Below are 26479 nucleotides of genomic sequence, written 5' to 3'. Positions count from 1 at the left end.
GAGAACGGCCGCCGACGGCGGGGCTCAGTTCCCGGTCCAGCGCAGGATCGCCAGCGTCCCCTCGAAGAGGACGATCATGGTGAGCGTGACGATGATCGGGGCCATCCCGGTCGGGTCGGGACTGAACAGGAAGGCGATCCCGAGGAACGAGCCCCAGAAGATGAGGCGTTTGTCCTGGAGCCACTGGCGCGTGACGAGGTTCATCATGATCGCGAGCATGATGAAAAGCGGGATCTGGAAGACGATCGCCATGAACGCGAGCATGATCACGATCAGGTTGAACGTCTCCGCGAGCCCGAAGGCGATCGTCGCGGCATCGGCGGTGTAGGTGGTGAAATACGAGAAGATCGCGGGCAACACGAGGAAGTGCGCGAACGCGATCCCGATCCCGCCGAGGATCAGGCTCGTGGGGACCGCCGCGAGGTAGTACCGGCGCTCGTTCTCGTAGAGGCCGGGCTTCATGAACCGGTACGTCTGGTAGACGAACGCCGGGAGGCCGACCACGACGCCCGCGAGCCCGGCGACCTTCAGCCGGGTCAGGGGGAGCTCCAGCGGCCCGTACAGCCGCGGGCGGTTCTCGAGCGGGGCGGGGATGTGGTACCCCCAGAAGTAGTTGATGAGGTCGGTCGACTCCGTCACTGCGACGAGCGTCGCGAGACCGCCGAAGAGGAACACGACCGCGAGCCGCCGCATCATCTCCTCGATGTGCTCCGCGAGCGGCATCTCCTCGTCCGTCTCGGGGCCTTGGATCCCCTCCAAGTCCTCGACGTCCCCGGCGGTCGCCGTCGTGCCGCCGTCGCCGGCGGGGTCGGGAGCGGATTCGGACTCGGCGTCTTCCCCCGCAGAGCCGTCCTCGTCTGCGTCTTCTCCGGAGTCGTCTTCATCCTCTACGGAGTCGTCTTCATCCTCTACGGAGTCGTCTTCGTCCGGGTGGACGGAATCGTCTTCGTCGCCAGGGTCGTCTTCGCTCGTGGACCCACCCTCATCGTCATTGGCGGAGTCGTCCGCGTCTTCCTCCGAGTGATGTTCCTCGGCGGAGTCCTCCTTCGAGTCGTCGTCAACGGGGTCCTCACCCCCTTCTTCCTCAGCAGAGTCGTCCTCGTCCTCCTCGACGGAGCCGCCTCCACTGGCGGGCTCGGCTTCGTCTTCCTCGGGGTCGTCCCCCTCGGCAGAGTCGTCTTCGCCCTCCTCGACAGGGTCGCCCTGACCGGCGGAGTCGTCGTCGCCCTCGACGCCCTCGTCTCCGACACGGTCGTCGCCCTCGCCGTCGACCGAGCCGGGATCCCCGTCGTCGGGGGTAGTCGATCGCTCCGATTCGACCGACGGCGACAGGTCTTCGGGGTCCGACGGCTCGTCGCGCGGCCGGTCGTCGTCGTCCATTCACCTTAGGTACGCCACCGGGTGATTATAGGCCTTTTCGGATGACGTCGCTCGCGGCGGGGGGGTTCGCGGGCGCGGTCGAAAAGGTTGATAACGGCGACGGTCCTCTGCCGCCGTATGGCGAGTGCCCTCGACGAGGACACCCAACAGTCGCTCGCGGCCGGCCGCGAGTCGGCTCGGGCGTTCCTTCGATCCATCCAGAAGGACCTCCAGAAGGTGTTCGTCGTCTTCCTCATCGGCTTCGTCGGCACGTTCTGGGCGCTCCGCGTACACGTGTGGGACTACCTCTTCGCGATGACGCGAGCGAACATGTCCGCCGACGTCGCCGCCGAGGCCGACGTCATCGCGACCACGCCCTTCGAGGTCATCCTCCTCCAGGCGAAGATCGGCCTGGTCGTCGGCGCGATCGTCTGTCTGCCCGCGCTGATCTACTTCACCCGCGACGAGCTCCGCGAGCGCGGGCTGTGGCCGCAGTCGCCGATCGCCCGCTGGAAGCTCGCGGCGATCGGGCTGCTCGGCGGCGGACTGTTCGCCGTCGGCGTCGCCTACGGCGTCTACGCCTTCTTCCCGATCATGTTCTCCTTTCTGGCCGGGTTCGGGCTCGAGGCCGGCATCGAGCCGACCTACGGCATCGTGATGTGGACGGAGTTCATCGTCTTCCTCTCGCTGTCCTTCGGGCTCGCCGGCCAGATGCCGCTTCTCATCACCGGGCTCTCGTACGCCGAGATCGTCCAGTACGAGACGTTCCGCGACAAGTGGCGCTACGCCGTCGTCGCCATCTTCGTCTTCGGCGCGGTGTTCTCGCCGCCGGACCCGTTCACCCAGCTGATGTGGGCGTTCCCGCTCGTCGCGCTGTACGGGTTCAGCCTCTACCTCGCGAAGCTGGTCGTCACCGCGAAGCGCAGCTCCGACCGGATCCGCGTGCTCGGGGCGGTCCGGAACCACTGGAACGTCGTCGGCGGGTCCGCAGTCCTCGGCGGCGGCCTCGTCTACGCCTTCTACGAGTACGGCGGCCGGACCGCCGTCAACGACCTCCTCCGGTCGCTCGACAGCGACTGGCGATTTCTCGCACCCGGAGAGGGACTCGGGCTCGACCCCGTGACCGCCGCCGCGCTCTACGCCGGCGTTTGGGCGCTCGCGTTCGCGGCCGTCGCGACGCTGTGGGCGGTGTACACCGACCTCGACACCACGAGCGCGGGGTATCAGTACGGCGACCCGGCCGCCATCGACCTCGACGAGCTCGACGCCGCGGGGATCCGCGCCGCCCCCGAGGAGCCGTTCCTCGAGATGACGGAGGAGGAGTCGCTCGCGCGGGCGCAGGCGGCGCTCGACGACGACGACCACGAGAAGGCGCAGGCGATCCTCGACCGCTTCGACGAGGCGACGGACGCCGACGGGGAGGGTGGTGACGGCGGAAGCGCGGACGCGGCGGGCGGGAACGCGGGCGGCGGAGGCGGCGGTGGTGCCGGCGGCGGCCTCGCCGCGTCGGTCGGCGACCGCACCTCCCGCGCCTCCTCGACGTTCCTCTCCGAACTCACCGGCGACGACGAGGCGGAGGACGACATCGGCGGCTACTACAAGGACCTCAAGTTCATCTTCGACGCGATCCGCTCGAAGTCGTTCATCCTCCTCGTGGTGTTCGGCGGCGTGATGGCCGCGGCGTTCACCTGGCTCTACATCGGCGGGCTCGCGGCGGTGCGGGCGGACCTCCAGCGGCGGGTGCCGGCGGAGGTGGGCGGCGGGATCAACATCATCACGCTCCACCCCGTCGAGGCGCTGATCTTCATGGTGAAGTTCTCGCTTCTGATCGGCGGGATCGCGGTCTTCCCCGTCCTGCTGTACTCGGCGTGGCCGGCGCTTCGCGACCGCGGGTTCGTCGCCGGGCGGATCCGGCAGGTGTACCTCTGGACCGGCGCGCTCTTTTCCGGGCTGATCGGGGGGTTCGCGCTCGGCTACGCGTACATCGCGCCGCGGATCATCGGCTGGCTCGTCACCGACGCCGCGAACGCGAACATGATCATCACCTACCAGGTGAGCGACTTCATGTGGCTCGTGATCTTCACCACCATCGGGATCGGGTTCCTCGCGGACATCCCGGTCGCGATGGTACTTTTAAACAACGCCGGCGTTCCCTACGACGTCTTCCGCGGCCGCTGGCGGGAGGTCACCGTCGGGATCATGCTGTTCGCGGCGGTGTTCACCCCCGCCGACGTGATCACGATGTTCCTCGTGACGATCCCGCTCATGCTCGCGTACGGGGTGGGGCTCGGCGTGCTGTTCCTCCTCACGCTCGGCGGCCGACGGAACCTCTCGCCGCCCGCGGAGATCGTCGGCCGGTAGCGGGGCGAAGGCGATCCGATCGCCGGCGGACCGGGTCAGTCGGCCGCCGCGATCTCGTCGAACAGCGCGACCACGCGTCGTTCGATCTCGTCGCGGATCCGTGCGACCGCCTCCGACGGCTTCCCGTCCGGGTCCTCGAGACCCCAGTCGCGGTTCTCGCCGGCCCAGCCCGCCGGACAGACGTCCTCCGCGGAACACCCCATCGTGATCACGTAGTCGCTCGCCCGGATCTCCTCGAAGGTCACCTCTCGGGGGGTTCGGTCGCCGAGGTCGACGCCGACCGCCGCCATCGCCTCGACGACCTCGGCGTGGACGCGATCCGCGGGACGCGTTCCGCCGGTGACGAGTTCGACCGCGCCGTCGAGGCGGCGGGTGGCGAGCTCACGTTCGGCGAACGCGTGAGCCATCTGGGACCGGCCCGCGTTCTGTACGCAGACGAAGGCGATACGTGTCGAACTGGAGTCATTTCGGGTGGACATGGTGGGACGGTAGTGGGTCGGTGACCGTCGCGGCCGGCGGTCGGTTCGCGCCTCGGGGGCGCCTCTCCGGCGGCGTGGTCCGTACGTCGCGGTGAGGCGGAGTCACGGTAAACGGTTGCTATGACGGCTATGGAGGCGTCCGTACCGGCACGTCGTGCGTGCCAGTAGGTTCGTGGCGGGTATCAGTAGGTCCGTGGCGGGTGCCAGAGGGACTGTGCGGGATCGTCGCGGCGGTCGGATCGCCAAGGACGTCGGCAGCCGACCGACGAAACCGACGGGTATTCCCGCGCGCGGGCGCAACACGCGGGCAGAATGAGCAAGGACTACATCGAGGTCCGCGGCGCGGAGGAGCACAACCTCAAGGACCTCGACGTCCGGATCCCGCGCGAGGAGTTCACGGTCGTCACCGGCCTCTCCGGGTCGGGCAAGTCGTCGCTCGCGTTCGACACGATCTACGCTGAGGGGCAGCGCCGGTACATCGAGTCGCTGTCGGCGTACGCCCGCAACTTCCTCGGGCAGATGGACAAACCGCAGGTCGAGTCCGTGGAGGGGCTCTCGCCCGCGATCTCCATCGACCAGAAGAACGCCGCCAACAACCCGCGATCGACGGTCGGCACCGTCACCGAACTCCACGACTACCTCCGGCTGCTGTACGCCCGGATCGGCGTCCAACACGACCCGATCACGGGCGAGGAGGTCGGCGAGCAGTCCGCCCAGGACATGGTGAACCAGATCCTCGAGTTACCCGAGGGCACCCGCGCGAAGATCGCCGCACCGATCGTGCGCGACCAGAAGGGGGCGTTCGAGGACCTCTTCGAGGAACTCGTCGCCGACGGCTACGCCCGCGTCGAGGTCGACGGCGAGCCGCTCGATCTGACGCTCGACGATCCCGACCTCGACCAGAACTACGACCACACGATCGACGTGATCGTCGACCGGGTGAAGGTGAGCCCCGACGCCCGCTCGCGGATCACGGACTCCGTCGAGACCGCCCTGGAGGAGGCCGGCGGCGCGCTCAAGCTGATCGTCCCGGACCCGCCCGCCGACACCCCGTTCGCCTCGAACGCCCGGTCGACCGGGTCGCTGGCGGCGGACGCGGAGGGCGACGACCGGCTCGTCGTCGAGTTCTCCGAGGAGCTCGGCAACCCCAACTCCGACTTCCAGTTCTCCGCGATCGAGACGCGCTCGTTCTCGTTCAACAGCCCGTACGGCGCGTGTCCCGAGTGCGAGGGGATCGGCTCGACGAAGGAGGTCGACGAGGACCTGGTGGTCGTCGACCCCTCGAAGCCGCTGAAACACGTCTTCGAGCCGTGGAGCTACAACCGGACGTACTACTCCCGACAGATCGACAACGTCGCGGAGCACTTCGGCGTCGACCTCGAGACCCCCTTCGAGGAACTGGACGAGTCGGTCCGTCGGCAGTTCCTCTACGGCACCGACGACGTCGTCCACTTCGAGTGGACCACGAAGAACGGCACCCGCGAGAAGACGGAGCGCTTCGAGGGCGTCATCCCGAACCTGGAGCGCCGCCACGTCGAGACCGACTCCGACCGCGCCCGCGACCACATCGAGGAGTACATGGCCGTGACGACCTGCCCGGAGTGTGGGGGGACGCGGCTGAAGGAGCAGTCGCGACACGTCCTCGTCGCCGGCACGCCGATCACCGACGTCAACCGGCTGTCCATCGCCGAGGCCCGCGAGCACTTCGAGGGGATGGAGGCGGAACTCGGCGAGCGGGACACGAAGATCGCGACGGAGATACTCAAGGAGATCCGCGCGCGGCTCGGCTTCATGGAGGAGGTCGGGCTGGAGTACATCACGCTCGACCGGGAGGCGTCGACGCTGTCGGGCGGCGAGAGCCAGCGGATCCGGCTCGCGACGCAGGTCGGATCCGGGCTCGTCGGGGTGTTGTACGTGCTCGACGAGCCCTCCATCGGGCTCCACCAGCGCGACAACGACCGGCTGTTGAACACCCTGGAGGGGCTCCGCGACCTGGGCAACACCCTGCTCGTCGTCGAGCACGACGAGGAGACGATGCGGCGGGCCGACGAGATCGTCGACATGGGGCCGGGGCCGGGGAAGCGCGGCGGCGAGGTGGTCGCACAGGGCGACTTCGACGACATCGTCGCGGCCGACGACTCCGTCACCGCCGACTACCTCGCGGGCCGGAAGTCGATCCCGGTCCCCGACGAGCGGCGCGATCCGGACGGCGAGCTGGTCGTGCGCGGCGCGCGCCAGCACAACCTGAAGGACCTCGACGTGCCGATCGAGCTCGGCACGCTCACGACCGTCACCGGCGTCTCCGGCTCCGGGAAGTCGACGCTCGTCAACGACGTCCTCTACAAGGGGCTCGCCCGCGAGATGAACGACAACACCTCGGTCGACCCCGGCGAGCACGACGCGATCGAGGGAATCGACGGGATCGAGACGGTGCGGCTCATCGACCAGTCGCCGATCGGCCGGACGCCCCGGTCGAACCCCGCGACGTACACCGACGTGTTCGACCACGTCCGCGAGCTGTTCGCGGAGACCAAGCTCGCGAAGCGCCGCGGCTACGAGAAGGGCCGGTTCTCCTTCAACGTGAAGGGCGGCCGCTGTGAGGAGTGCGGCGGCCAGGGCACCGTGAAGATCGAGATGAACTTCCTCTCCGACGTCCACGTCCCCTGCGAGCAGTGCGGCGGGGCGCGCTACAACGACGAGACGCTCGAGGTGACCTACAAGGGCGCGACCATCGCCGACGTGCTCGAGATGAGCGTCGCGGAGGCGTACGACTTCTTCGAGAGCCACCAGGGGCTCCAGCGCCGCCTGAAGCTCCTGAAGGACGTGGGGCTCGGCTACATGGATCTCGGACAGCCCTCGACCACCCTCTCCGGCGGCGAGGCCCAGCGCGTGAAACTCGCCGAGGAGCTCGGCAAGAAGGCCACCGGCGACACGCTCTACCTCCTCGACGAGCCGACGACCGGGCTCCACAAGGAGGACGAGCGGAAGCTGATCGAGGTGCTCCACCGGCTCGTCGACGCCGGCAACACGGTCGTCGTCATCGAACACGAACTCGACCTCGTGAAGAACGCCGACCGCGTGATCGACCTCGGTCCCGAGGGCGGCGAGGGCGGCGGCGAGCTCGTCGCGCGCGGGACGCCCGAGGCGGTCGCCCGCGAGGACGACTCCCACACCGGACGGTACCTGCGCGACCTCCTCCCCGACGTCGACATCGAGGGGCCCCGAAACGACCGGCGGAAGCCCGCGACGGCCGCGGACGACGACTGAGACGGGGATACTTCGGGACCCTCCCCGCCGACCCGCACTTTGATATGCCGCTGTGTCGTCGCTCGGAACGATGAGGGAGATCACCAGCGACGACGTCCCGGACGCGCTCGGCCCGTACTCGCAGGCCATCGTCTCGGACGGTACCGTCCACGTCTCGGGCAAGACCGGCGTCGACCCCGAGACCGGGGAGGCACCGGAGTCGGTCGGCGAACAGACGACCCAGACGCTCGCGAACGTCGAGCGGATCCTGGAGGCGGCCGGCACGGACGCCGACGCGATCGTCCGCGCCACCGTCTATCTCACGGACATGGACGACTACGACGAGGTGAACGAGGCGTACCGGTCGTACCTCTCCGAGCCGTATCCCGCCCGGACCTGCGTCGAGGTGTCGCGGCTCCCCGCGCCGCTCGACGTCGAGATCACGGTCGACGCGGAGCTCGACGGCGGCGAGTAACCCCGATCGGCCGAGCGGAACCGACACCCGGTCTCGGACCTTCGCTACGCTCAGAACTTCTCCAACAGGTCTCCGTAGAACCCGCCGCCGCGGTCCTCGGCCAGCTTCTCGACGATGAGCTCCGGCGTCGACCGCGCGAGGTGGCCCTCCCGCGGCGAGCGGTTCACGCGGAGCTCGCCGTCGACGAGCCCGACCGCCTCGATGCCGTCGACGGCCACGTCGTAGTCGGCGGCCTCGCGGATCTCGCGGGCCAGGTGGGAGACGAAGACGGCGGTCGCCTGCTGGTCGGAGAGCGCCTCCAGGATCCCGGCGATGATCTTCGCGGACGCCCCCGGCTCCGTGATCGACTCCAGCTCGTCGACTAACACGAGCCGGCCGTCCGCGCCCTCGACGAGGTCGCCGAAGTCTCGCAGCGTCGCCTCGAACGCGCCCGCGTCGAGAGTGCCCTGGGATTTGGCGTAGTAGTGGATCTCCTCGAAGCGGTCGATCTCGGCGCTCTCGGCCGGGACGGGCATCCCCATCTGCGCGAGGACGACCACCAGAGCGACCAGGTCCAGGGTCGACGTCTTCCCGCCGGAGTTCACCCCCGAGAGCAGCCGCACCCCGTCGACGGCGTAGTCGACCGGCTCGACCGCCTCGAACGCCACGTCCAGAAGCGGCGAGCGGCCCCCCTCGAGCCGGAAGCCGCCGGGAGCGCCGCATCCGGCGTCGTCCGCTCCGTCCTCCTCACCGACCTCACCCGGATCGCGGACCTCGGGCATGACGCAGTCGAAGTCGCGGGCGAAGCGGGCGATCGCGAGCTCCACGTCGAGCTCGAGGGCGTCCCGCACGAGTTCCTCGACGGGCTCGCGGAGGTCGCCCAGATCCGCCGCGAGGTCGGCCTTCAGCCGGGCGGCCCGCCGGTCCCGGCCGGCGGCCAGCTCGGTCCGGAGCCGCGAGACGGCCGACTCGTCGCGTTCGACCGGAAACGAGGGGTCGTCGTCGAAGACGCGTTCGGCGAGGTCGGCCTCCTCGGGCGCGAGATCGAGCGCGTCGACGAGGTGGTCGCGGGCGCGCTCCATCGCGGTGTCGTACTCGTCGGCGAGCTCGCGGTCGAGAAGCGAGTCGACGCGCGCGCCCTGCTCGACCAGGGAGAGGAAGTCGGTCCCCTCGATGGTGACGTCACGCTCGCGGATCGCCTCGCGGAGGTGGTCGTCGGCGACGGACTCCGCGGTCGAGACCGCCGCGTCGAGGTCGTCGACGGCGGCCGTCAGCCGCTCGAGCTCCGCGTCGCCGACGATCGTCCCGTCGTCGTCGAGCCGCGAGAGGGCGTCCCGGAGCGCGTCGAGGTCGGCGGCCGCGGGGATGTCGGCGGCCTCGTGGACCGCCGCGGCCGCCTCCAGCCGCTCGCGGTTCGCGGCGAAGAACGCGAGCAGGCGCTCGGGGACGGTCTCGGCGGGCGTCTCGAGCGCGTCCGGCCGCACGTGGACGTCGCCCTCGACGTCCATTCCCGCGAACTCCTCGTCGAGGACGATCACGGTCGCGTACGACCGCGCGAGCTCCGCGACGTCCCGGGTGTCCTCCGCCGTCTCGACCGAGAGCTCGGGCACGCGGGCCTCGGCGCGGGCGTACACCTCGGCGTCGGCGGTCGCCAGACAGCGGTCGCGCACCCTGACGGTCGGCGGGTCGGCGAGCGGCTCGACGCCGGAGAGCGCCTCGAGGACGGCCGGGTCGGGGTCGCGATCGGTCGCCGCGGTCGCGAACGCCTGCGCCTCCGCGATCCGGGAGGCCGACGCGCTCGGGTAGAACGTCTCCAGCCGCTTCTCGGCGTAGTCGGTCACCGTGCGCTCCTTCAGCAGGCCGAGCGCGTCGCGGTACACCTCCCGCGCGCGGTCGGTCGCCAGCACGCGGCTCGCGTCGTCGTGGCGGCGGCGGATCGCGCCGCGGGCGACGCGAGCCGCGCGCGCCTCGTTCACGCCCGGCGCGCGGGCGATGGCCGCCACGTCGCCGGACTCGACGGTCGCCGCCGGCTCCTCCAGCTCGCGGAGCGCCCGCGCCGTCTTCTCGCCCACGCCGGGGATCGCCTCCAGATCCATTCACGCCTCATATCGCGGCAACCCGCAAAAGGATGCGGGTGCCGGCGGGGCGTTCCTCGCCGGGGAGAGGGTCGGACCCCGTCGGGGAGGGGATCGGACCTCGCCGCCGCGGTCCCGGCGGCGATCCGACGCCGACGCCCTTTTTCCCGACGACGACGAACCGCGCGCATGGATCAGGACGCTCCCGCGACCGGGACCGACGACCCCATCGCGGCGGGAACCGACCGTCTGGACCCCGAGACGGCGGAGAAGGCGCGAGCCGCTCGCGAGGCGCTGGCCGCTCGCGACGGGGTGCTCGTCGCCTTCTCCGGCGGCGTGGACTCCTCCGTGGTGTCGGCGCTCGCCCACGACGCGCTCGGCGAGGACGCGGTCGCGTGTACGGCCCGCAGCGAGACGCTGCCGGCGGCCGAGCTCGACGACGCGAAACGGGTCGCGGAAGAGATCGGGATCCGCCACGACACGGTGACCTTCTCGGAGCTCGACGACCCGAACTTCGTCGCCAACGACGGCGACCGGTGTTACCACTGCCGGACGATGCGGCTCGGCCGGATGTACGACCGCGCCCGCGAACTCGGGATCGAGACGGTGTGTGACGGGACGAACGCGGACGACCCCGGCGAGGGCCACCGCCCCGGCCTGCGCGCGGTCGAGGAGCTCGAGGTCTCCTCGCCGCTTCTCGACGCCGGGATCACGAAAGAGGAGGTCCGTGCGGTCGCCGAGGCGTACGACCTCTCCGTCGCGGACAAACCGTCGATGGCGTGTCTCTCCTCGCGGATCCCGACCGGGCTCGAGGTGACGGAGGCGCGGCTCTCGCGCGTCGAGCGGGCGGAGAACCGGCTCCGCGAGTGGGGATTCGAGGGGTTCCGCGTCCGCGACCACGACGGGCTCGCACGCATCGAGATCGCTCCGGAGGAGCTGGAGCGCGCGCTCGATCCCGCCTTCGCCGACGCGGTCCACGAGCACCTCACGGAGATCGGCTTCGAGTACGTCACCCTCGACATGGCGGGCTACCGGACCGGGAGCGTGAGCCCCGGCGGCGGCGAAACGGCCGAACGCGACGACGACGCGGCCGGCGACGGTGACGACGACGCGGCCGGCGACGGAGACGACACCGCCGACGCCGAGGGACTCGATCTCGACCGCCGGTACCCGCGCTGACGCCCCGAGAGGAGGCCGTCCGGGGAGCCGGCTCCGCCCCGACACGTCAGCCGGTTCACGTTATCAGCCGGGAGAATCCGGCGCGAACGCTTATACCCCGCATCGGCCGATCCCACGCCATGGGCGAAGCCAACACGCTCGCCGTGCTCGCGGGCGGGGTCGGCGGCTCCGTCGGCGCGTTCGTCGGCGTCGCGATCGGCGGGAACCCGGTTCGGGTCACGCTGACCACGCTGGTCGTCGCGCTCGCCGTCGGCACCGCGGTCGTCGCCAGCGCGGTCATCGCCGGCGACGTGGAGTTCTTCGTGGACGCCGACGGCGAGTGACGAGGATCGGGCGGCGAGCGCGAACCGAAACGGACTGGCCCCTCGAGGCCCTTCTCGCGGTCGTGAGCGACACGGACGATCCGGACCGGTCCGCGTCGAACCCGAGCGACACGGACCCGGTCCCGGTCACCATCTACACCCGCGAGGACTGCTCGCTGTGCGTCGTCGCCCGCGAGACGGTCGAGCGGGTCGCGGCCGATCTGGCCGTCGAGGTCGACCTCGAGACGGTCGACGTCGACGAGGACCCCGAACTCGCCGAGGAGTACGGCGAGCGCGTCCCGTACGTGTTCGTCGACGGCACCCCGGCGTTCAAATACGAGGTCGACGAGCGGGAGCTCCGCTTGAAGCTGCTCTCGGCGTCGTGATCGGCGGGGGAACGCGCGAGGGACGGACGAGGGGGGCGAACGGCGGGCGCGACCGACCACCTATTTACCCGACCGCGACGACGACACCTCCATGACGGCATCACGCGCGCCGGCCGAGCCGGCGGTCCGCGAGTTCGAGTCGACGGTCGAACGGGTCGACGGCCGCGAGGTCGTCCTGGCGGAGACGTACTTCTACGCCGAGTCGGGCGGCCAGCCGGCCGACCGCGGCACCCTCGCGGGCGTCCTCGTCGACGACGTGGTCGAGCGCGACGGCGAGGTCGTCCACGTCCTCGCGGAGGACCCGTCCGCGGGAAGCGCAGGCGACGTGGAACCCGGAGCCACCGTGGCCGGCGTCGTCGACGACGACTTCCGCACGTACTGTATGCGCGCGCACACCGCCTCGCACGTCCTCTACGGCGCGGCCCGCCGGACCTGCGAGGACCTCGGCTACGCCGGCTTCGACATCTCGCCCGAGAAGGTCCGCGTCGACCTCACGACCGCCGACCCGCTCGACGACGAGGACCTCGTCGAGCTCGAACGGCTCTCGAACCGGGCGGTGTGGGACTCCCGACCCGTGTCCTGGGAGGTGCTCCCCGAGGCGGAGGCGCGCGACCGCGACGGGATCGCGTTCAACACCAAGACCGAGGAGGGCGCGATGAGCGGCGGCGAGTCGGTCCGCGTCGTCACCGTCGAGGACTGGGACGTGGCGGCCTGCGGCGGCACGCACGTCGAGAACACGGCCGAGATCGGTCAGATCACGGCGCTCGACCGGTCGAACCCGGGCGAGGGGGTGACCCGCGTCGAGTTCGCGGTCGGCCCGACCGCGATCGACCGCGGATCCGCGATCCACGCCGCCGCGCTGGAGGCGGCCGCCGCCGCCGACACCAACGTCGAGGACCTCCCGGAGGAGGTCCGGCGGCTCCGAAGCGAGGTCGACCGGCTCGACGCGGCGCTCCGGGAGGCGGAGTCGGACCTCCTCCGTGCCCGGCTCGGCGAGTTCCCGACGAGCGAGGTCGACGGAACGGTCTGGGCGGTCGGGACCGTCGCGGACGCCGACCCCAACGACCTCCGAGAGCCCGCGACGGCGCTGCTCGAGGCGGATCCCGACGTCGACGCGCTCGCGGCGGTCGGGGAGGGGGGCGCGCCGTTCGTCGTCGTCGCGGCCGCGCCCGACGCGGACGCGGACGCCGGCGCGGTCGTCGAGGCGGCCACCGACGAGTTCGGCGGCGGCGGCGGGGGCGGGCCGACGTTCGCGCAGGGCGGCGGACTCGACGCCGACCCCGACGAGGTCGTCGACTGGCTGCGGAGCCGATGACCGGGAAGGTCCCGCCCGACGCGCTCTCGGACCTGCTCGCGGCCACGGGGACGACGGACCCGGCGGTCGCGGTCGGCCCCGCCTACGGCGAGGATGCGGCCGCGATCGACCTCGGCGATCGGACGCTCGTCGTCGCCACCGACCCCCTGTCGCTCGCGGCCGACGCGGTCGGCCGGCTGGCGGTCCACGTCGCCTGTAACGACGTGGCCGCGAGCGGCGCGGACCCGCGGTGGCTGACGAACACCGTCCTCGTCCCCGACGACGACCCCGATCGCCTGGAGACGATCGCGGAACAGGTCGACGCGGCGGCGGCCGAGGTCGGCGCGGCGGTCGTCGGCGGCCACACCGAGACGGTGCCGGCGCTGGAGCGCCCGCTGCTCTCGATGACGGCGCTCGGGACGACCGATCGCTTCCTCTCCACCGGGGGAGCGTCGCCCGGCGACCGGCTGCTGCTCACGAAGGGCGCGGGTATCGAGGCGACCGCGATCCTCGCGACCGACTTCCGCGAGGAGTGCGCGGACGCGGGCGTCCCCGCGGAGACGCTGGAATCGGCGGCGCGCTTTCTCGAGGCGGTGAGCGTCGTCCCCGACGCCGCCGCGGTTCGGGGGGTCGCGACCGCGGCGCACGACCCGACGGAGGGCGGGGTCGCGGGCGCGCTCGTCGAGCTCGCGACGGCCAGCGACACCGTCCTCGAGGTCGAGCGCGAACGGGTGCCGGTCCGCCCGGAGACGCGCGCCTGCTGTGACGCGCTCGGGGTCGACCCGCTCCGCGCGTTCGGCTCCGGCGCGCTGCTCGCGGCGGTCCCCGAGGACCGCGTCGACGACGCGCTCGACGCGCTCGATGCGGTCGGAGTGTCGGCCGCCGGGATCGGGTCGGTCCGCGAGCCCGGAGCGGGCCCCGACGGCGAGCCGGCCGGCACCCTCCTCCTCGACGGCGAGGCGATCCGCGAGCCGCCGCGCGACGAGCTGTACCGGCTCTGGGAGTGACCGGCTTCCCCCCGCTACTCCCGACCCGCCCGACTCGCCCGACTCGCCCGACCCGCCCCGCGCGCTTTTGCCCGGCGGGGTCGAACGTCGGAACATGACTGGCGCGCGCGTGGGGTCGGCGCTCACCGACGAACAGCGGGCGGTCCGCGACCTCGTCCGCGAGTTCGCACGCGAGGAGGTTCGCCCGACCGCTCGGGAGGCGGACGCGACGGGGTCGTTCCCCGAGGACGTGTGGGACGGGCTCGCCGAGCTCGGACTCACGGGACTGGCCGTCCCCGAGGCGTACGGCGGGTTCGACGCGGACGCGACGACGTACGCCGTCGTCAACGAGGAGCTGGCGCACGGCTCGCTCGCGGTCGCGACCGCCCTCTCCGTCCACTGTCTCGTCGCGTCCTGTCTCGCCGAGTTCGCCACGGAGACCCAGCGGGAGCGGTGGCTTCCGGAGATGGCCGACGGTCGACCGGTCGGGGCGTTCTGCCTCTCCGAGCCGCACGCGGGGTCGAACCCGGCGGGCATGTCGACGACCGCCGAGCACGACCCGGACGCGGGGGAGTACGTCCTGAACGGCGAGAAACAGTGGATCACGAACGGCTCGCGCGCGGGCGTCGCCGTCGTCTTCGCGAAGGTCGACCCCGACGACCCCGACTCGATCACCCAGTTCCTCGTCCCCATGGACGCGGAGGGCGTCGCAGTCGGCCCGAAGGAGGAGAAGCTCGGTCTGCGCGCCTCCGACACGACGCCGATCACGTTCGACGGCTGTCGGATCCCCGCCGAGAACCGGCTGACTCCGGAGGGACGGGGGCTCGCGGCCGCGCTGGAGGTCCTGACCGGCGGCCGGATCGGCATCGCGGCGCAGGCCGTGGGCGTCGCGCGGGCCGCCCTCGAGGCGGCACGCGAGTACGCCGGAGAACAGGAGCAGTTCGGCGAACCGCTCTCGGAGATCGGGTCCATCCGCCACAAAGTGGCGGAGATGTCGACGGACGTCGCCGCCGCGCGGCTGCTCGTCCGGGAGGCGGCGAGGAAGGCCGAGGCGGGCGAGGACGCCCGCGTCGCCGCCGCGCGGGCGAAGTATCGGGCGAGCGAGGCCGCGATGTCGGTGACGAACGAGGCGATCCAGATCCACGGCGGCTACGGCTACACCCGCGAGTACGACGTCGAGCGGTTCTACCGCGACGCGAAGGTCACGGAGATCTACGAGGGGACGACGGAGATCCAAAAGGAAGTCATCGCTCGGGGCGTCTTCGACACACGATGACGACCGCCCTCGACGCGGCCGACGCGATCGTGTACGACCTCGACGGCACCCTCCTCGAACTCGCGGTCGACTGGGACGCCGTCGCCGACGACGTCGTCGGCGCGTACGCCGAACGCGCGTTGATCGCGCCGACGGACGACCTCTGGTCGCTGCTCGACGCCGCCGCCGACTACGACATCGAGGCGGTCGTCCACGAGACGATCGCCGACCACGAGCGGGCCGGCGCGCGCGAGTCGACGCTGCTGCCGCTCGGCGAGCGGCTCGCTGCCGACATCGACGCCGACCGCCCCGCGGCGGTCTGTTCGCTCAACTGCGAGGAGGCCTGCCGGATCGCCCTTGAGACCCACGACCTCGAGGAGGCGGTCGACGCCGTGGTCGGCCGCGACACCGTCGAGACGCACAAGCCCGAGCCGGAGTCGCTGCTCGCGGCGGTCGAGGCGCTCGGCGGCGAGCCGGAGCGCGCCGTCTTCGTCGGCGACTCCGAGAGCGACCGGGTCACCGCCGACCGCGCCGGCGTCCCCTTCGTCTCCGTCGTCGAGGCGCTCGGCGAGTAGTCACGCCGGATCGCTCAACTCAGACTATATACTGACGGAACGTTTCGCTCAAATGCCGAGGCTATCTTTGATTGCCGAGTCGATCTTCACCATATCCGATGACGGGACGGATCCAATGTTCTTTTTCACACGTTCATCGATGTCGACGACCCGGATTTGACTGAAATCTGCCACTGAATCGTGATCGAGGGGGGTATCCGAAGCCCGTACTTCCACCTCGAACGGATACGTGTCTCCGGACGTGTACTGCGTTGTGAACGGAGCGACGATGGTCGTCGGTGAGTACTGGTTCCCAACATCGTTCTGGATGACGACACAGGGCCGGCTCGTTCCTTGCTGCTCACTCCCTTTCGTGGGATTCAGTTCAACGATGACGATGTCGCCGCGGCGTATCTGCACACTTGACTCCAGTATTCATTCGCTCCAGCCGGGCGCGTCACCGAGATGCCCGGTTGCTTCTGCGGATACTTCTTCCATTTCTTCAGCCAACTCACGAGACCGCTCGGCCCTCTTTCGATATCCTTCAGCAAGTCGTTCCTCATCCGTCGGCGGTTTGAGTATGATCTCGTCATTCACTTCGACGAATTCGACTTCGTCACCGCCCTCGATGCCACGACGGTCCCGCAGTTCCTTCGGAATCGTCACCTGCCCCCGATCTCCGACTTTCCGTTTGTGTTCGGGCATATTCGTTCATACTTTTTTCATACTGATATAGATGTCGGTGACATGGTTATTCAACTCGCACGCAGGATATACTCGCTGTTTCAGAGCCGTTCACCGCGAAACGACGAGACTCGACGAATCCGGCGATCGGCCCGAACCCTCCTCTCACTCCTCGTCGTCTTCCCCGTCCGGATCCGAGTACCCGTCGCCGGCCTCGGTGCGTCTCGCGTACACTGCGACCGCGACCGCGGTGAGGAACCAGATGGGCGCGCCGACCCGGACCGCGAAGGCAGCGCGGGCCCCCCACGATTCCAGCGTGACGAAAAAAGAGAGCACGGCGACGACCGGGGCCCCGACGAGGATCGTGACGACGAACGTCGTCTGCATCACCCAGCCGTAGTCGACGCCCTCGACCTCGACCTCCTCGACGGGTTGCACGGGTGAGGTAGCGGGGCGAACGGACATATCGGTGGCGGTCGGCGCCGCGCTCGGTGGACGCCCCCGCAGGCGATCGACGCCTCGCTCGGGATCCCGGCGGTTTTAATCGGCCGGGGAACGACCGCCGATCGATGACCACGACGCGGGGACTCCGGGACCGCGAGGAGCCGATCACGATGCTCACCGCCTACGACGCACAGACCGCGGCGGTCGTCGACGAGGCGGGGATCGACGTCGTCCTCGTCGGCGACAGCATGGGCAACACCGCCCTCGGCTACGACTCGACGCTCCCGGTGACGATGGCGGACGTGCGCTCCCGGACCGCCGCCGTCGCGCGCGCGGTCGAGGACGCGCTCGTCGTCGCCGACATGCCGTTCCTCTCGTTCGGACTCGAGGAGGCGGAGTCGGTCCGCAACGCGGGGGAACTCCTCAAGGAGGCCGACGCCGACGCGGTGAAGATCGAGAGCGGGCCGCACACCGTCGAGACCACGCGGCGGATGACGGAGGTCGGAATTCCGGTGATGGCCCACCTCGGGCTCACGCCCCAGCACGTCAACCGGCTCGGCGGGTACACTCGACAGGGAACCGACGAGGAGGCCGCGGCGGAGATCCTCGATCTGGCCCGCGCCCACGAGGAGGCGGGCGCGTTCGCGCTGGTGTTGGAACACGTCCCGTCCAACCTCGCCGCCGCGGTGACGGAGGCCCTCGAGACGCCGACGATCGGGATCGGTGCGGGCTCCGACTGCGACGGGCAGGTGCTCGTGGTCGACGACGTGATCGGGCTCGGCGAGTGGTCGCCGCCCTTCTCCCGGCAGTTCGGCGACGTCCGCGGCGAGATGGAGCGGGCGATCGAGGGGTACAGGGACGCCGTCGAGAGCGGCGAGTTCCCCGCCGACGAGCACGCGCACGTCGAGGAGGACCTCGAGGACGTGTACCGTACGAACGACGAGTGAGTCCCGGCCGCGGATCCCCGGCGGCGGAGTCCCGCGTTCCCCCGATCCCGTCGAAGCGTATTTCCCTTGGAGTTCCGTGCTGTGGGCATGGACGTCCTCTGCGTCGACGGGGATCCCGACTCCTTCGAGCGGACGGCGGCGGGGTTGGAGCGGGAGCTCGCCGACGTCACGCTCCACCCGGCGTCCACGGCCGACCGGGCGCTCGAACTGCTCGCGGCCGAGCCGATCGAGTGCGTCGTCAGCGTCTACGAACTCCCCGATAGGGACGGCGTCGACCTCCTCTCGTCCGTTCGCGCGGAGTACGGCTCCCTCCCGTTCGTCCTCGCGCCGCGAGCGGGGAGCGAACGGATCGCCGCGGCGGCGGTGGCCGCCGGCGTCACCGGATACGTGCCGTCCGACGCGCCCGAGGACCGGAGCACGGCGATCGCCGCCCGCGTCGTCGAGGCGGTCGGCCGGCACGACGCCCACACGGCGGCCGACCGCGACCGACAGTTGGTCGCGCTCCACGAGGCGAGCGCGGCGCTCATCACTGCGACCACCAGAGAGGAGGTCGCGGAGGTGGCCGTCGAGGCGGTGAGCGACATCCACGGGCTGGTCGCGAGCACGGTCTACCTGTACGACGAGGAGGCGAACGTGGTCGAGCCGACCGCGTCGACGGAGGCCGCCCTGGAACTCTCCTGGGACACCGGCGAGCCGCCGACGTACGGACCCGGGGAGAGCATCGTCTGGCGCGCCTTCGAGCGGGGAGAGGCGGAACGGGTCGGGAACGTCCCGGCCGACCCCGACGCCGCCAATCCGGAGACGACGATCCGAAGCCAGCTCACCGTCCCGCTCGACGAGTACGGGGTCCTCGTGACCGGGTCGCACGCACCGAACGCGTTCGACGAGCGCGACGTGACGCTCGGACGGATCCTCGCCGGCAACGTCGTCGCCGCGCTCGAACAGGTCGACAGACGGAGGGAGTTGGCCCGCCGGAACGAGCGGCTGGACGAGTTCGCCAGCGTCGTGGGCCACGACCTCCGGAATCCGCTATCGGTCGCCAGCGGACGGCTCGACCTGGCGCGCGCGGACGTCGACCCCGACTCCCCCGCGAAGGAGCATCTGGAGGCCGCCAAGTACGCTCTGGATCGGATCGAGACGCTGATCGACGACCTGTTGCGGCTCGCCCGCGAGGCGACCGAGGAGCCCGACCTCGAGCCGATCCGACTGTCGGAGCTGGTCGACCACTGTCGCGGGGCCGTCGACACCGACGGCGCGACCCTCCGGGTGGCGACGGACCGGTCGATCTACGCGGACGAGAGCCGGATCCGCCAGTGTTTCGAGAACCTGATCCGGAACAGTGTCGAGCATGGTTCGACTGGCAGCCGGACTGCGTCCGGCGACGACGTCGAGCGCGCCGGCGACGACGTGACCGTCACCGTCGGCGAACTCGCCGACGGATCGGGTATCTATATCGAGGACGACGGACCGGGGATCGATCCGGAGCGGCGCGAGCAGATCTTCGACGCCGGCTACTCGACGAGTCACGAGGGCACCGGCTTCGGCCTGCGGATCGTCGAGCGGATCGTCGAGTCACACGGGTGGGAGATCGCGGCCGCCGAGAGCGAGACCGGCGGCGCGCGCTTCGAGATCACGGGCGTCGGGTTCGTCGACGACGCCGAGTGAGACCGCCTCCCCGCTCGAACCCGAAACCGACGTCGGCACCGGTCACCCGCCGAGATGCGTGATGTCCCGCCGCAGCGAGTACCCTCGGGGGACGCCGACGGCGTCGAGACACTCCGCACACAGCACCCGCTCGTAGTCCCGGTTCGTCTCCTTCTCGAGGAGCGACACCGCCTCGAGCGGGAGGACCGACTCGCACCGAGCGCACTCCGCCTTGTCGCCGTCGACGATCTTCATTCGACGGTCGGTTCGTCGAACCGGTATAAAAGCTCGCGGCCGAGGTTATCACTCGGCGGAACGGGACGGGTCGAAAAAAACGCGGTACTGCGGGGCGGTCTCGCCCCGGAACTCGACGCGGTGAAGCGGTGCTGGGGGCGGACTCAGCCGAAGAGCTCGCCGAGACCCTCGCCGCCGTCGCCCTCGTCCTCGTCGTCGTCGGCCTCCTCGGCCTCGGCCTCCTCCTCCTCGTCGTCGCCGTCGTCGGCCTCCTCGGCCTCGTCGGCGGAGCCGCCGGAGGCGGCGCCCGCGGCGGGGGCCGCGGCGGCCGTCTCGATGGCCTCCTCGATGTCGACGTCCTCCAGCGCGGCGACGAGCGCCTTGACGCGGGACTCCTCGACGTCGACGCCGGCGGCTTCCAGCACGCCGGTGATGTTGTCCTCGTTGATCTCTTCGCCAGTCTCGTTCAGGATGAGCGCAGCGTAAACGTATTCCATTGGTGTAACCTCGTGTTATCCGAACATCGCGCCGAGTCCCTCGCCGCCGTCGTCGCCGTCGTCGGCGTCGTCGTCGGTGGTCTCCTCGGCGTCTTCCGTCTCTTCGTCCGCCTGTTCCTCCTCGTCGTCGGCGTCGTCCGTCTCGGGAGCCGGGGCGGCTTCGACGCCCTGGAGCTCCTCGGGGAGCGCCTCCTCGTCGTCGATCTGTGCCGCGAGCGCACGGAGCTGGGCGTCGGCCTTCCCGATGAGGTCGGGCACGACGTCGGGGCTCTCGATCTCCGCGAACAGCCCGACCGACTTCGCCTCGCCGGCGGCCTTCGCGAGAAGGGTGCCGGCGGTGGCGGCCGTCGGGTAGGCGGCGTTGACGGAGAGGTTGCGCGCGGCGGCCGCGGCGGACTGGACGTCCGCGCGGTACTCGTCGACGTCGATGGCGAGCTCGTCCGGCTCGAAGAGGACACCCTCGGAGTAGACGCCCTTCAGGTCGAGCCCGACCTCCTTCGGCTCGATGCCGAGCTCGGTCAGGACGTTCGCGAGGTCGTCGTCGACGACCTCGCCCTCCTCGAGGACCTTCGAGTCCTCGGTGACCTTGATCGATCCGTCCATGATGCGCGCGGCCGCGCCGACGGTCTGGAGCTCGCCGACGAACGGTCCCGGGTCGACGCCGGTGTCGCCCTCGGGGATGATGACGTCGTTCGGGGCGACCTCGCCCGCGTTGATCGGGGCCGGCGTCTTCGAGGCCTCGAGCTGCTTGTAGAGCCCGAAGGGGTTGTCGTTGGTGCCGATGAGCGCCACCTGTCCGGCGACGTACTCGGTCAGCTCCTCGACGCCCTCGTCGACCTCCTCCAACGCGCGGACGGTGAGCGTGTTGCGGCTCATCCGGACGTCCGCGGAGCCGTGGAGCTCGCGGCGCATGGCCTGGAGCTGGCGGCTCGGAATGCCGGCGACGCCGACGATCCCGACGGAGTTGAACGAGTCGATGAACTCGACGAGCTCGTCGACCTCCTCGCGTTTCCACTGCGGGATCGTCTCGGTCTTGCGGGCGGAGCTCATACGGGCACCTCCTTGGCGGGACCCATCGTGGTCTTCACGAAGATCCCGTCGATGTTGAGCGGGCCCTTCTCGAGGTCGGCCTCGAGCCGGCGGATGATGACGTCGATGTTGCTCGAGATGTCCTCGGCGTCCATGTCCTCCGCGCCGACGCGCGTGTGGAAGGTGCGCCGGTCACGCGACCGGAGCTGCACCGTGTTCTTCATCCGGTTTACTGTCTCGACGACGTCGTCGTCCGGCTGTAGGGGAGTCGGCATCTTGCCGCGCGGACCGAGGACGGTACCGAGGTACCGACCGATGTCCTGCATCAGGTTGGCCTCCGCGACGAAGAAGTCGGTCTCGTCGGCCAGGTCCTTCGCGCGGTCGTCGTCGTCGCCGAGGTCGGCGAGCTCCTCGGCGTCGAGGACCTCGTCGGCGACTTCGGCGGCGCGGACGGCGGTTTCGCCCTCCGCGAAGACGACGATGCGTGTCTCCTGTCCAGTTCCAGCCGGCAGCACGACGGACTCGTCGACGCGATTCGACGGATCGTTGAGGTCGAGGTCTCGCAGGTTGATGGCGAGGTCCACCGTCTCGCGGAAGTTCCGCTCGGGGGCCTCATCGAGTGCGAGGGTCACGGCCTCTTGTATTGTGTCTGCCATTTTCACCTCCGTAGTACGCAGGTCGCTCCTACGGGTCAGTGAAACAGGCGAAGCCTGTCTCATCGGAGAGTGGCCCATCGGACGCTTAAAACCGTCGAAGCCCCCGTCCCCGTGTGAACCGGCGACAGTCCTCTCGGCGGCGGAACGCTGACGCGGCTCCGCTGGCGACGCGAGGGACGACCGCGGCGAATACGACGCGCGTCGAACCCGAGTCTCGTCGCGTAGGGGAACCCTTTTGGCGGCGGTCGCCGACCCGTGATCCAATGACTCAGGGTGGTCCGACGTGACGATGGACGAGCGGATCGAGGACCTCCGGGAGCGCCGCGAGCGGGCCGTGAAGGGCGGCGGCGAGGAACGGATCGCCTCCCAACACGAGAAGGGGAAGATGACCGCCCGCGAGCGGATCGACTACTTCCTCGACGACGGCACGTTCCACGAGTTCGACCGCTTCCGCACCCACCGGAACCACACGTTCGGGATGGAGGAAAAGCGGATCCCCGGCGACGGCGTGGTGACGGGGTACGGCGAGGTGAACGGGCGCAAGACGTTCGTGTTCGCACACGACTTCACCGTCTTCGGCGGCTCGCTCGGCGAGGTGTTCGCGGAGAAGGTGTGTAAGGTGATGGACAAGGCGATGGACGTCGGCGCGCCCGTGATCGGGCTCAACGACTCCGCTGGCGCGCGGATCCAGGAGGGCGTCGCCTCGCTCGGCGGCTTCGCGGAGATCTTCCGGCGCAACACGGAGGCCTCGGGCGTGATCCCGCAGATCTCGGCTATCATGGGCCCGTGTGCGGGCGGCGCGGTGTACTCGCCCGCCATCACCGACTTCACGTTCATGGTGAAGGACACCTCCCACATGTTCATCACCGGGCCGGACGTGATCGAGACGGTCACCGGCGAGGAGGTGAGCTTCGAGGAACTCGGCGGCGCGGTCACCCACACCTCGACGTCCGGCGTCGCCCACTTCGCCGAGGAGTCGGAGGAGGACGCCCTCGACGGCATCGCCCGGCTGCTCTCGTACCTCCCGCAGAACAACGTCGAGGACCCCCCGCGCGTCGAGTCGTGGGACGACCCCGAGCGCGCCGACGAGGAGCTGACCGAGATCGTCCCCGACGCCCCCCGGAAGCCGTACGACATGAAGGAGGTGATCGGGCGGGTCGTCGACGAGGGCTCCTTCTTCGAGGTACAGGAGAACTTCGCGAAGAACGTCGTCGTCGGCTTCGCCCGCCTCGACGGGCGCTCGGTGGGGATCGTCGCCAACAACCCCCGCGTGAACGCCGGCACGCTCGACATCGAGTCGAGCCAGAAGGCCGCGCGGTTCGTCCGCTTCTGTGACGCGTTCAACGTCCCGATCCTCACCTTCGAGGACGTGCCCGGCTTCATGCCCGGGACGGATCAGGAACACGGCGGGATCATCCGCCACGGCGCGAAGCTGCTGTACGCCTTCTCGGAGGCGACCGTGCCGCTTCTCACCGTGATCACCCGGAAGGCGTACGGCGGGGCCTACTGCGTGATGTCCTCGAAGCACATCGGCGGCGACGTGAACTACGCCTGGCCGACCGCGGAGATCGCGGTGATGGGACCGAAGGGAGCCGTGAACGTGCTCTACCGCGAGGAGCTGGAGGCGGCCGACGACACGGAGGCGCACAGACAGGAGCTGATAGACGAGTACCGCGAGGAGTTCGCGAACCCCTACACTGCGGCCGACCGCGGCTTCGTCGACGACGTGATCGAGCCGACCGAGACCCGCGCCCGCCTGATCGACGACCTGGAGATGCTGGCGGGGAAACGCGAGGAAGGGCCCGACAAGAAACACGGCAACATCCCGATCTGAGATGGCGACGGACGCACCCGCCGGGGAGACCGGCTCGTCGTCCGAGGATCCGCTCGCGGGGCGCGACCTGCGGATCCCCGACGACGCCGACGACGAGGAGGCCGCGGCCATCGCGGTCGCGGTCGCGGCGCACCTCCGCGACCGCGAGGTCGCCGCGGCCGACGAGGGCGAGGCGGCCGGCGACTCGGGGTGGCGCGGCGACCGCTGGGGGTTCGTCGGGCGGCTGGAGTCGGTGCGGGGCCGCCGCGCTCGCGTCCCGGAGACCGCTCCCTCGGACCCGTGGGCGGCGGCCGGCCGGCTCGACCGGTTCTGAGCTCGCGGCCCCCGGACCACCCTCGGCCCCCTCTCACTCCTCCGGGTCGGCGGCGGGATCGACCTCGGCGTCGCCCGCGTCCTCGCCGCGGACCGCCCCGACGACCCGGTTCACCACGACGGGGACGACGCCGGCGATGGCGAGGAGGACGCCGACCCGGACGAGCACGGATGCGTCGGTCAGAAACGAGAGCCCGAGGTAGACGGCCGCGCCGACGAGCACCGACGGCAACACGTAGGGGTTCCCTGCGGAGATCACATCCGGGGATCCGGGGACGATACCCCTTAACCGTCCCGGGAGCGCCCGGGGTCCCGCCGATCGCCCCGGACCGACAGAATGAGGTGCGCTTTCCGAGAAGGGTCGACAGGAATGTTCGACACGGTACTGGTCGCGAACCGCGGCGAGATCGCCGTCCGCGTGATGCGCGCCTGCGAGGAGCTGGGCGTCGACACGGTCGCCGTCTACAGCGACGCGGACAGACACGCCGGACACGTCCGCTACGCCGACGAGGCGTACAACGTGGGGCCGGCGCGCGCGGCCGACTCCTACCTCGACGGCGAGGCGGTCGTCGACGCCGCGCGCGCGGCCGACGCCGACGCGATCCACCCCGGCTACGGCTTCCTCGCCGAGAACGCCGACTTCGCGGCGCGCGTCGAGGCCGCGGAGGGGATCACCTGGATCGGCCCCGCGAGCGGCGCGATGGAGCGGCTCGGCGAGAAGACCCACGCCCGGCGCGCGATGGCCGACGCCGACGTGCCGATCGTGCCGGGGACGACGGAGCCCGTCACGGAGCCGGAAGCGGTCCGTGAGTTCGGCGCGGAGCACGGCTACCCGGTCGCGATCAAGGCCGAGGGCGGCGGCGGCGGCCGCGGGATGAAGATCGTCGAGTCGCCCGAGGAGGCCGAGGAGGCACTCGAGTCCGCCAGACGCGAGGGGGAGGCGTACTTCTCGAACGACTCCGTCTACCTCGAGCGCTACCTCGAGACGCCGCGGCACGTCGAGGTCCAGGTCGTCGCGGATTCGGGCCCGCGGGGAGACGGTCCCGCGGGCGAGAGCGACGTGGTCCACCTCGGCGAGCGCGACTGCTCGCTCCAGCGCCGCCACCAGAAGGTGATAGAGGAGGGGCCCTCCCCCGCGCTCTCCGACGAACTGCGCGAGCGGATCGGCGAGGCGGCCCGCCGCGGCGTCGCCGCCGCCGACTACACCAACGCCGGAACGGTCGAGTTCCTCGTCGAGGAGGACCCCGACCGCGACCCCGAGGAGCCGCTCGGCCCCGAGACGCCCTTCTACTTCCTCGAGGTCAACACCCGCATCCAGGTCGAACACACCGTGACGGAGGCGCTGACGGGCATCGACATCGTGAAAGAACAGCTCCGGGTCGCGAGCGGCGAGGGGCTCTCGATCGAGCAGGCGGACGTGGAACTCGAGGGGCACGCGATCGAGTTCCGGATCAACGCCGAGAACGCCGCAGAGGGGTTCCAGCCCGCCAGCGAGGGGTCGCTCGACACCTACGACCCGCCGGGCGGGATCGGCGTCCGCGTCGACGACGCGCTCCGGCAGGGCGACGACCTCGTCACCGACTACGACTCGATGATCGCGAAGCTGATCGTGTGGGGACGGGACCGCGAGGAGTGTCTCGCCCGCTCGCGGCGCGCGCTCGCCGAGTACGACCTGGAGGGGGTCGTCACGATCGTCCCGTTCCACCGGCTCATGCTCTCGGACGAGCGGTTCCTCGCCGGGACGCACACGACGAAGTACCTCGACGAGGAGGTCGACGCCGACCTGATCGCCGACGCGCAGGAGCGTTGGGGAACGGAGCCCTCGTCCTCGAGCGACGACGAGGGCGAGGAGGTGACCGAACGCGAGTTCACGGTCGAGGTGAACGGCAAGCGCTTCCGGGTCGACCTCGAGGAGCGCGGCGCGCCCGCGATCCCGACCGCCGGCGCCGGCGGATCCGCCGCGGGATCGGGCGGGGGCCGACGGCAGCGCCCCCCGCAGGCGACCGACGACGATGAGGGCGGCGACGGCGGCGTCGACGTCGCGGAGGGCGGCGAGGCGATCGAGGCGGAGATGCAGGGGACGATCCTCTCGGTGGACGTCGCGGAGGGCGACGAGGTCGCCGCCGGCGACGTGGTCTGCGTCCTCGAGGCGATGAAGATGGAGAACGACGTGGTCGCCGAGCGCGGCGGCACCGTCGCGAGCGTCCACGTCGCGGAGGGAGACGGCGTCGACATGGGCGACGTGCTCGTCGTCCTGGAGTGAGCCGT

Annotated in this window: 26 protein-coding genes; 15 read left to right on the top strand and 11 right to left on the bottom strand. The window is 70.4% G+C overall.

Annotated features, from left to right (window positions below):
- Window positions 1-24: 24 nt before the first annotated feature.
- Window positions 25-1380, bottom strand: coding sequence for a twin-arginine translocase subunit TatC (locus tag AXA68_RS05465; RefSeq protein ID WP_066413868.1), 1356 nt, complete (start codon window positions 1378-1380; stop codon window positions 25-27).
- A gap of 117 nt (window positions 1381-1497) precedes the next feature.
- Between AXA68_RS05465 and AXA68_RS05460 the strand changes: the two genes are divergently transcribed.
- Window positions 1498-3720, top strand: a complete 2223-nt coding sequence (locus tag AXA68_RS05460) for a twin-arginine translocase subunit TatC (protein WP_066413867.1) — start codon at window positions 1498-1500, stop codon at window positions 3718-3720.
- 35 nt (window positions 3721-3755) lie between these two features.
- Here the strand turns inward: AXA68_RS05460 and AXA68_RS05455 are convergent, their stop codons facing one another.
- On the bottom strand, window positions 3756-4199 hold the full coding sequence (locus AXA68_RS05455; protein ID WP_066413865.1) for an arsenate-mycothiol transferase ArsC: 444 nt from the start codon (window positions 4197-4199) through the stop codon (window positions 3756-3758).
- A gap of 312 nt (window positions 4200-4511) precedes the next feature.
- Here AXA68_RS05455 and uvrA point away from each other — a divergent pair, with 312 nt between their 5' ends.
- Both uvrA and AXA68_RS05445 read left to right on the top strand, forming a co-directional pair.
- A complete protein-coding gene (gene uvrA / locus AXA68_RS05450) occupies window positions 4512-7466 on the top strand; it encodes an excinuclease ABC subunit UvrA (RefSeq protein ID WP_066413864.1) in 2955 nt (984 codons plus the stop codon).
- 70 nt (window positions 7467-7536) lie between these two features.
- Window positions 7537-7920, top strand: a complete 384-nt coding sequence (locus AXA68_RS05445; RefSeq protein ID WP_066413861.1) for a RidA family protein — start codon at window positions 7537-7539, stop codon at window positions 7918-7920.
- Between the two features lie 50 nt (window positions 7921-7970).
- On the opposite strand, the gene AXA68_RS05440 is transcribed toward AXA68_RS05445, so the two are convergent.
- Complete coding sequence (locus AXA68_RS05440; RefSeq protein ID WP_066413859.1) at window positions 7971-9995, bottom strand: MutS-related protein; 2025 nt, start codon at window positions 9993-9995, stop codon at window positions 7971-7973.
- 168 nt (window positions 9996-10163) lie between these two features.
- Here AXA68_RS05440 and larE point away from each other — a divergent pair, with 168 nt between their 5' ends.
- The 7 genes from larE to AXA68_RS05405 all read left to right on the top strand — a co-directional run bounded on the left by larE (window position 10164) and on the right by AXA68_RS05405 (window position 15951).
- Window positions 10164-11153 (top strand): ATP-dependent sacrificial sulfur transferase LarE, encoded by a 990-nt coding sequence (larE, locus tag AXA68_RS05435; protein ID WP_066413856.1) that lies wholly within the window; start codon window positions 10164-10166, stop codon window positions 11151-11153.
- A gap of 119 nt (window positions 11154-11272) precedes the next feature.
- A complete protein-coding gene (locus AXA68_RS05430; RefSeq protein WP_066413852.1) occupies window positions 11273-11476 on the top strand; it encodes a hypothetical protein in 204 nt (67 codons plus the stop codon).
- Between the two features lie 62 nt (window positions 11477-11538).
- Window positions 11539-11841: a glutaredoxin family protein gene (locus AXA68_RS05425; RefSeq protein WP_066418379.1), complete on the top strand. Its 303-nt coding sequence runs from the start codon at window positions 11539-11541 to the stop codon at window positions 11839-11841.
- A 91-nt stretch (window positions 11842-11932) separates the two neighbouring features.
- Window positions 11933-13156, top strand: coding sequence for an alanyl-tRNA editing protein (locus AXA68_RS05420; protein WP_066413850.1), 1224 nt, complete (start codon window positions 11933-11935; stop codon window positions 13154-13156).
- Window positions 13153-14142, top strand: a complete 990-nt coding sequence (locus AXA68_RS05415; protein WP_066413847.1) for an AIR synthase family protein — start codon at window positions 13153-13155, stop codon at window positions 14140-14142. Before AXA68_RS05420 ends, AXA68_RS05415 begins: the two co-directional genes overlap by 4 nt.
- Before the next feature lie 94 nt (window positions 14143-14236).
- A complete protein-coding gene (locus tag AXA68_RS05410; protein ID WP_066413844.1) occupies window positions 14237-15397 on the top strand; it encodes an acyl-CoA dehydrogenase family protein in 1161 nt (386 codons plus the stop codon).
- Entirely contained in the window at window positions 15394-15951 is a 558-nt protein-coding gene (locus tag AXA68_RS05405; RefSeq protein WP_066413842.1) for an HAD family hydrolase, read from the top strand. Before AXA68_RS05410 ends, AXA68_RS05405 begins: the two co-directional genes overlap by 4 nt.
- 48 nt (window positions 15952-15999) lie before the next feature.
- Here the strand turns inward: AXA68_RS05405 and AXA68_RS05400 are convergent, their stop codons facing one another.
- The 3 genes from AXA68_RS05400 to AXA68_RS05395 all read right to left on the bottom strand — a co-directional run bounded on the left by AXA68_RS05400 (window position 16000) and on the right by AXA68_RS05395 (window position 17052).
- Window positions 16000-16350, bottom strand: a complete 351-nt coding sequence (locus AXA68_RS05400) for a type II toxin-antitoxin system PemK/MazF family toxin (protein WP_066413841.1) — start codon at window positions 16348-16350, stop codon at window positions 16000-16002.
- A 15-nt stretch (window positions 16351-16365) separates the two neighbouring features.
- Entirely contained in the window at window positions 16366-16635 is a 270-nt protein-coding gene (locus AXA68_RS15850; protein WP_080505158.1) for an AbrB/MazE/SpoVT family DNA-binding domain-containing protein, read from the bottom strand.
- A gap of 144 nt (window positions 16636-16779) precedes the next feature.
- Complete coding sequence (locus AXA68_RS05395; protein ID WP_066413838.1) at window positions 16780-17052, bottom strand: DUF5822 domain-containing protein; 273 nt, start codon at window positions 17050-17052, stop codon at window positions 16780-16782.
- Window positions 17053-17183: 131 nt separating this feature from the next.
- Here AXA68_RS05395 and panB point away from each other — a divergent pair, with 131 nt between their 5' ends.
- Together panB and AXA68_RS05385 are read left to right on the top strand one after the other, a co-directional pair.
- The gene (panB, locus tag AXA68_RS05390; protein WP_066413835.1) at window positions 17184-18005 is read left to right on the top strand and encodes a 3-methyl-2-oxobutanoate hydroxymethyltransferase; all 822 of its coding nucleotides are present in this window, start codon (window positions 17184-17186) and stop codon (window positions 18003-18005) included.
- An 87-nt stretch (window positions 18006-18092) separates the two neighbouring features.
- Window positions 18093-19670, top strand: a complete 1578-nt coding sequence (locus tag AXA68_RS05385; RefSeq protein WP_066413833.1) for an ATP-binding response regulator — start codon at window positions 18093-18095, stop codon at window positions 19668-19670.
- A gap of 42 nt (window positions 19671-19712) precedes the next feature.
- Here the strand turns inward: AXA68_RS05385 and AXA68_RS05380 are convergent, their stop codons facing one another.
- From AXA68_RS05380 to AXA68_RS05365, 4 genes are all read right to left on the bottom strand, one after another.
- Window positions 19713-19904 carry a hypothetical protein gene (locus AXA68_RS05380; RefSeq protein WP_066413832.1) on the bottom strand — a complete coding sequence of 64 codons (192 nt, stop codon included), beginning with the start codon at window positions 19902-19904 and terminating at the stop codon, window positions 19713-19715.
- 143 nt (window positions 19905-20047) lie between these two features.
- Window positions 20048-20380 (bottom strand): 50S ribosomal protein P1, encoded by a 333-nt coding sequence (gene rpl12p, locus AXA68_RS05375; protein WP_066413830.1) that lies wholly within the window; start codon window positions 20378-20380, stop codon window positions 20048-20050.
- A 15-nt stretch (window positions 20381-20395) separates the two neighbouring features.
- The gene (locus AXA68_RS05370; protein WP_066413827.1) at window positions 20396-21430 is read right to left on the bottom strand and encodes a 50S ribosomal protein L10; all 1035 of its coding nucleotides are present in this window, start codon (window positions 21428-21430) and stop codon (window positions 20396-20398) included.
- Complete coding sequence (locus AXA68_RS05365; RefSeq protein ID WP_066413824.1) at window positions 21427-22065, bottom strand: 50S ribosomal protein L1; 639 nt, start codon at window positions 22063-22065, stop codon at window positions 21427-21429. The genes AXA68_RS05370 and AXA68_RS05365 overlap by 4 nt, the downstream gene beginning before the upstream one ends.
- A gap of 289 nt (window positions 22066-22354) precedes the next feature.
- On the opposite strand from AXA68_RS05365, the gene AXA68_RS05360 reads away from it, so the two are divergent.
- Window positions 22355-23899 carry an acyl-CoA carboxylase subunit beta gene (locus tag AXA68_RS05360; protein WP_066413821.1) on the top strand — a complete coding sequence of 515 codons (1545 nt, stop codon included), beginning with the start codon at window positions 22355-22357 and terminating at the stop codon, window positions 23897-23899.
- 1 nt (window position 23900) lies between these two features.
- On the top strand, window positions 23901-24212 hold the full coding sequence (locus AXA68_RS05355; RefSeq protein WP_066413818.1) for a hypothetical protein: 312 nt from the start codon (window positions 23901-23903) through the stop codon (window positions 24210-24212).
- Window positions 24213-24245: 33 nt separating this feature from the next.
- Here AXA68_RS05355 and AXA68_RS05350 read toward each other — a convergent pair whose 3' ends face one another.
- Window positions 24246-24470: a hypothetical protein gene (locus AXA68_RS05350; RefSeq protein WP_066413816.1), complete on the bottom strand. Its 225-nt coding sequence runs from the start codon at window positions 24468-24470 to the stop codon at window positions 24246-24248.
- A 111-nt stretch (window positions 24471-24581) separates the two neighbouring features.
- On the opposite strand from AXA68_RS05350, the gene AXA68_RS05345 reads away from it, so the two are divergent.
- On the top strand, window positions 24582-26474 hold the full coding sequence (locus AXA68_RS05345; protein ID WP_066413814.1) for an ATP-binding protein: 1893 nt from the start codon (window positions 24582-24584) through the stop codon (window positions 26472-26474).
- The last annotated feature ends 5 nt before the right edge of the window (window positions 26475-26479 follow it).

It is taken from the genome of Halorubrum aethiopicum, from assembly GCF_001542905.1.
Taxonomy (GTDB): domain Archaea; phylum Halobacteriota; class Halobacteria; order Halobacteriales; family Haloferacaceae; genus Halorubrum; species Halorubrum aethiopicum.
Note: the sequence above shows the minus strand (reverse complement) of the source record. Positions and strands in the feature narration are given on the sequence as shown.

What these genes read in the sequence shown, in the direction of transcription:
- AXA68_RS05455 (WP_066413865.1), bottom strand. Translation starts at nt 4,199, where the DNA reads ATGTCCACCCGAAATGACTCCAGTTCGACACGTATCGCCTTCGTCTGC.
- AXA68_RS05360 (WP_066413821.1), top strand. Translation starts at nt 22,355, where the DNA reads ATGGACGAGCGGATCGAGGACCTCCGGGAGCGCCGCGAGCGGGCCGTG.
- panB (WP_066413835.1), top strand. Translation starts at nt 17,184, where the DNA reads ATGACCACGACGCGGGGACTCCGGGACCGCGAGGAGCCGATCACGATG.
- AXA68_RS05380 (WP_066413832.1), bottom strand. Translation starts at nt 19,904, where the DNA reads ATGAAGATCGTCGACGGCGACAAGGCGGAGTGCGCTCGGTGCGAGTCG.
- rpl12p (WP_066413830.1), bottom strand. Translation starts at nt 20,380, where the DNA reads ATGGAATACGTTTACGCTGCGCTCATCCTGAACGAGACTGGCGAAGAG.
- AXA68_RS05445 (WP_066413861.1), top strand. Translation starts at nt 7,537, where the DNA reads ATGAGGGAGATCACCAGCGACGACGTCCCGGACGCGCTCGGCCCGTAC.
- AXA68_RS05440 (WP_066413859.1), bottom strand. Translation starts at nt 9,995, where the DNA reads ATGGATCTGGAGGCGATCCCCGGCGTGGGCGAGAAGACGGCGCGGGCG.
- uvrA (WP_066413864.1), top strand. Translation starts at nt 4,512, where the DNA reads ATGAGCAAGGACTACATCGAGGTCCGCGGCGCGGAGGAGCACAACCTC.
- AXA68_RS05410 (WP_066413844.1), top strand. Translation starts at nt 14,237, where the DNA reads ATGACTGGCGCGCGCGTGGGGTCGGCGCTCACCGACGAACAGCGGGCG.
- AXA68_RS05405 (WP_066413842.1), top strand. Translation starts at nt 15,394, where the DNA reads ATGACGACCGCCCTCGACGCGGCCGACGCGATCGTGTACGACCTCGAC.
- AXA68_RS05465 (WP_066413868.1), bottom strand. Translation starts at nt 1,380, where the DNA reads ATGGACGACGACGACCGGCCGCGCGACGAGCCGTCGGACCCCGAAGAC.
- AXA68_RS05430 (WP_066413852.1), top strand. Translation starts at nt 11,273, where the DNA reads ATGGGCGAAGCCAACACGCTCGCCGTGCTCGCGGGCGGGGTCGGCGGC.
- AXA68_RS05365 (WP_066413824.1), bottom strand. Translation starts at nt 22,065, where the DNA reads ATGGCAGACACAATACAAGAGGCCGTGACCCTCGCACTCGATGAGGCC.
- AXA68_RS15850 (WP_080505158.1), bottom strand. Translation starts at nt 16,635, where the DNA reads ATGCCCGAACACAAACGGAAAGTCGGAGATCGGGGGCAGGTGACGATT.
- AXA68_RS05420 (WP_066413850.1), top strand. Translation starts at nt 11,933, where the DNA reads ATGACGGCATCACGCGCGCCGGCCGAGCCGGCGGTCCGCGAGTTCGAG.
- AXA68_RS05460 (WP_066413867.1), top strand. Translation starts at nt 1,498, where the DNA reads ATGGCGAGTGCCCTCGACGAGGACACCCAACAGTCGCTCGCGGCCGGC.
- AXA68_RS05415 (WP_066413847.1), top strand. Translation starts at nt 13,153, where the DNA reads ATGACCGGGAAGGTCCCGCCCGACGCGCTCTCGGACCTGCTCGCGGCC.
- AXA68_RS05385 (WP_066413833.1), top strand. Translation starts at nt 18,093, where the DNA reads ATGGACGTCCTCTGCGTCGACGGGGATCCCGACTCCTTCGAGCGGACG.
- AXA68_RS05370 (WP_066413827.1), bottom strand. Translation starts at nt 21,430, where the DNA reads ATGAGCTCCGCCCGCAAGACCGAGACGATCCCGCAGTGGAAACGCGAG.
- AXA68_RS05345 (WP_066413814.1), top strand. Translation starts at nt 24,582, where the DNA reads ATGTTCGACACGGTACTGGTCGCGAACCGCGGCGAGATCGCCGTCCGC.
- AXA68_RS05355 (WP_066413818.1), top strand. Translation starts at nt 23,901, where the DNA reads ATGGCGACGGACGCACCCGCCGGGGAGACCGGCTCGTCGTCCGAGGAT.
- larE (WP_066413856.1), top strand. Translation starts at nt 10,164, where the DNA reads ATGGATCAGGACGCTCCCGCGACCGGGACCGACGACCCCATCGCGGCG.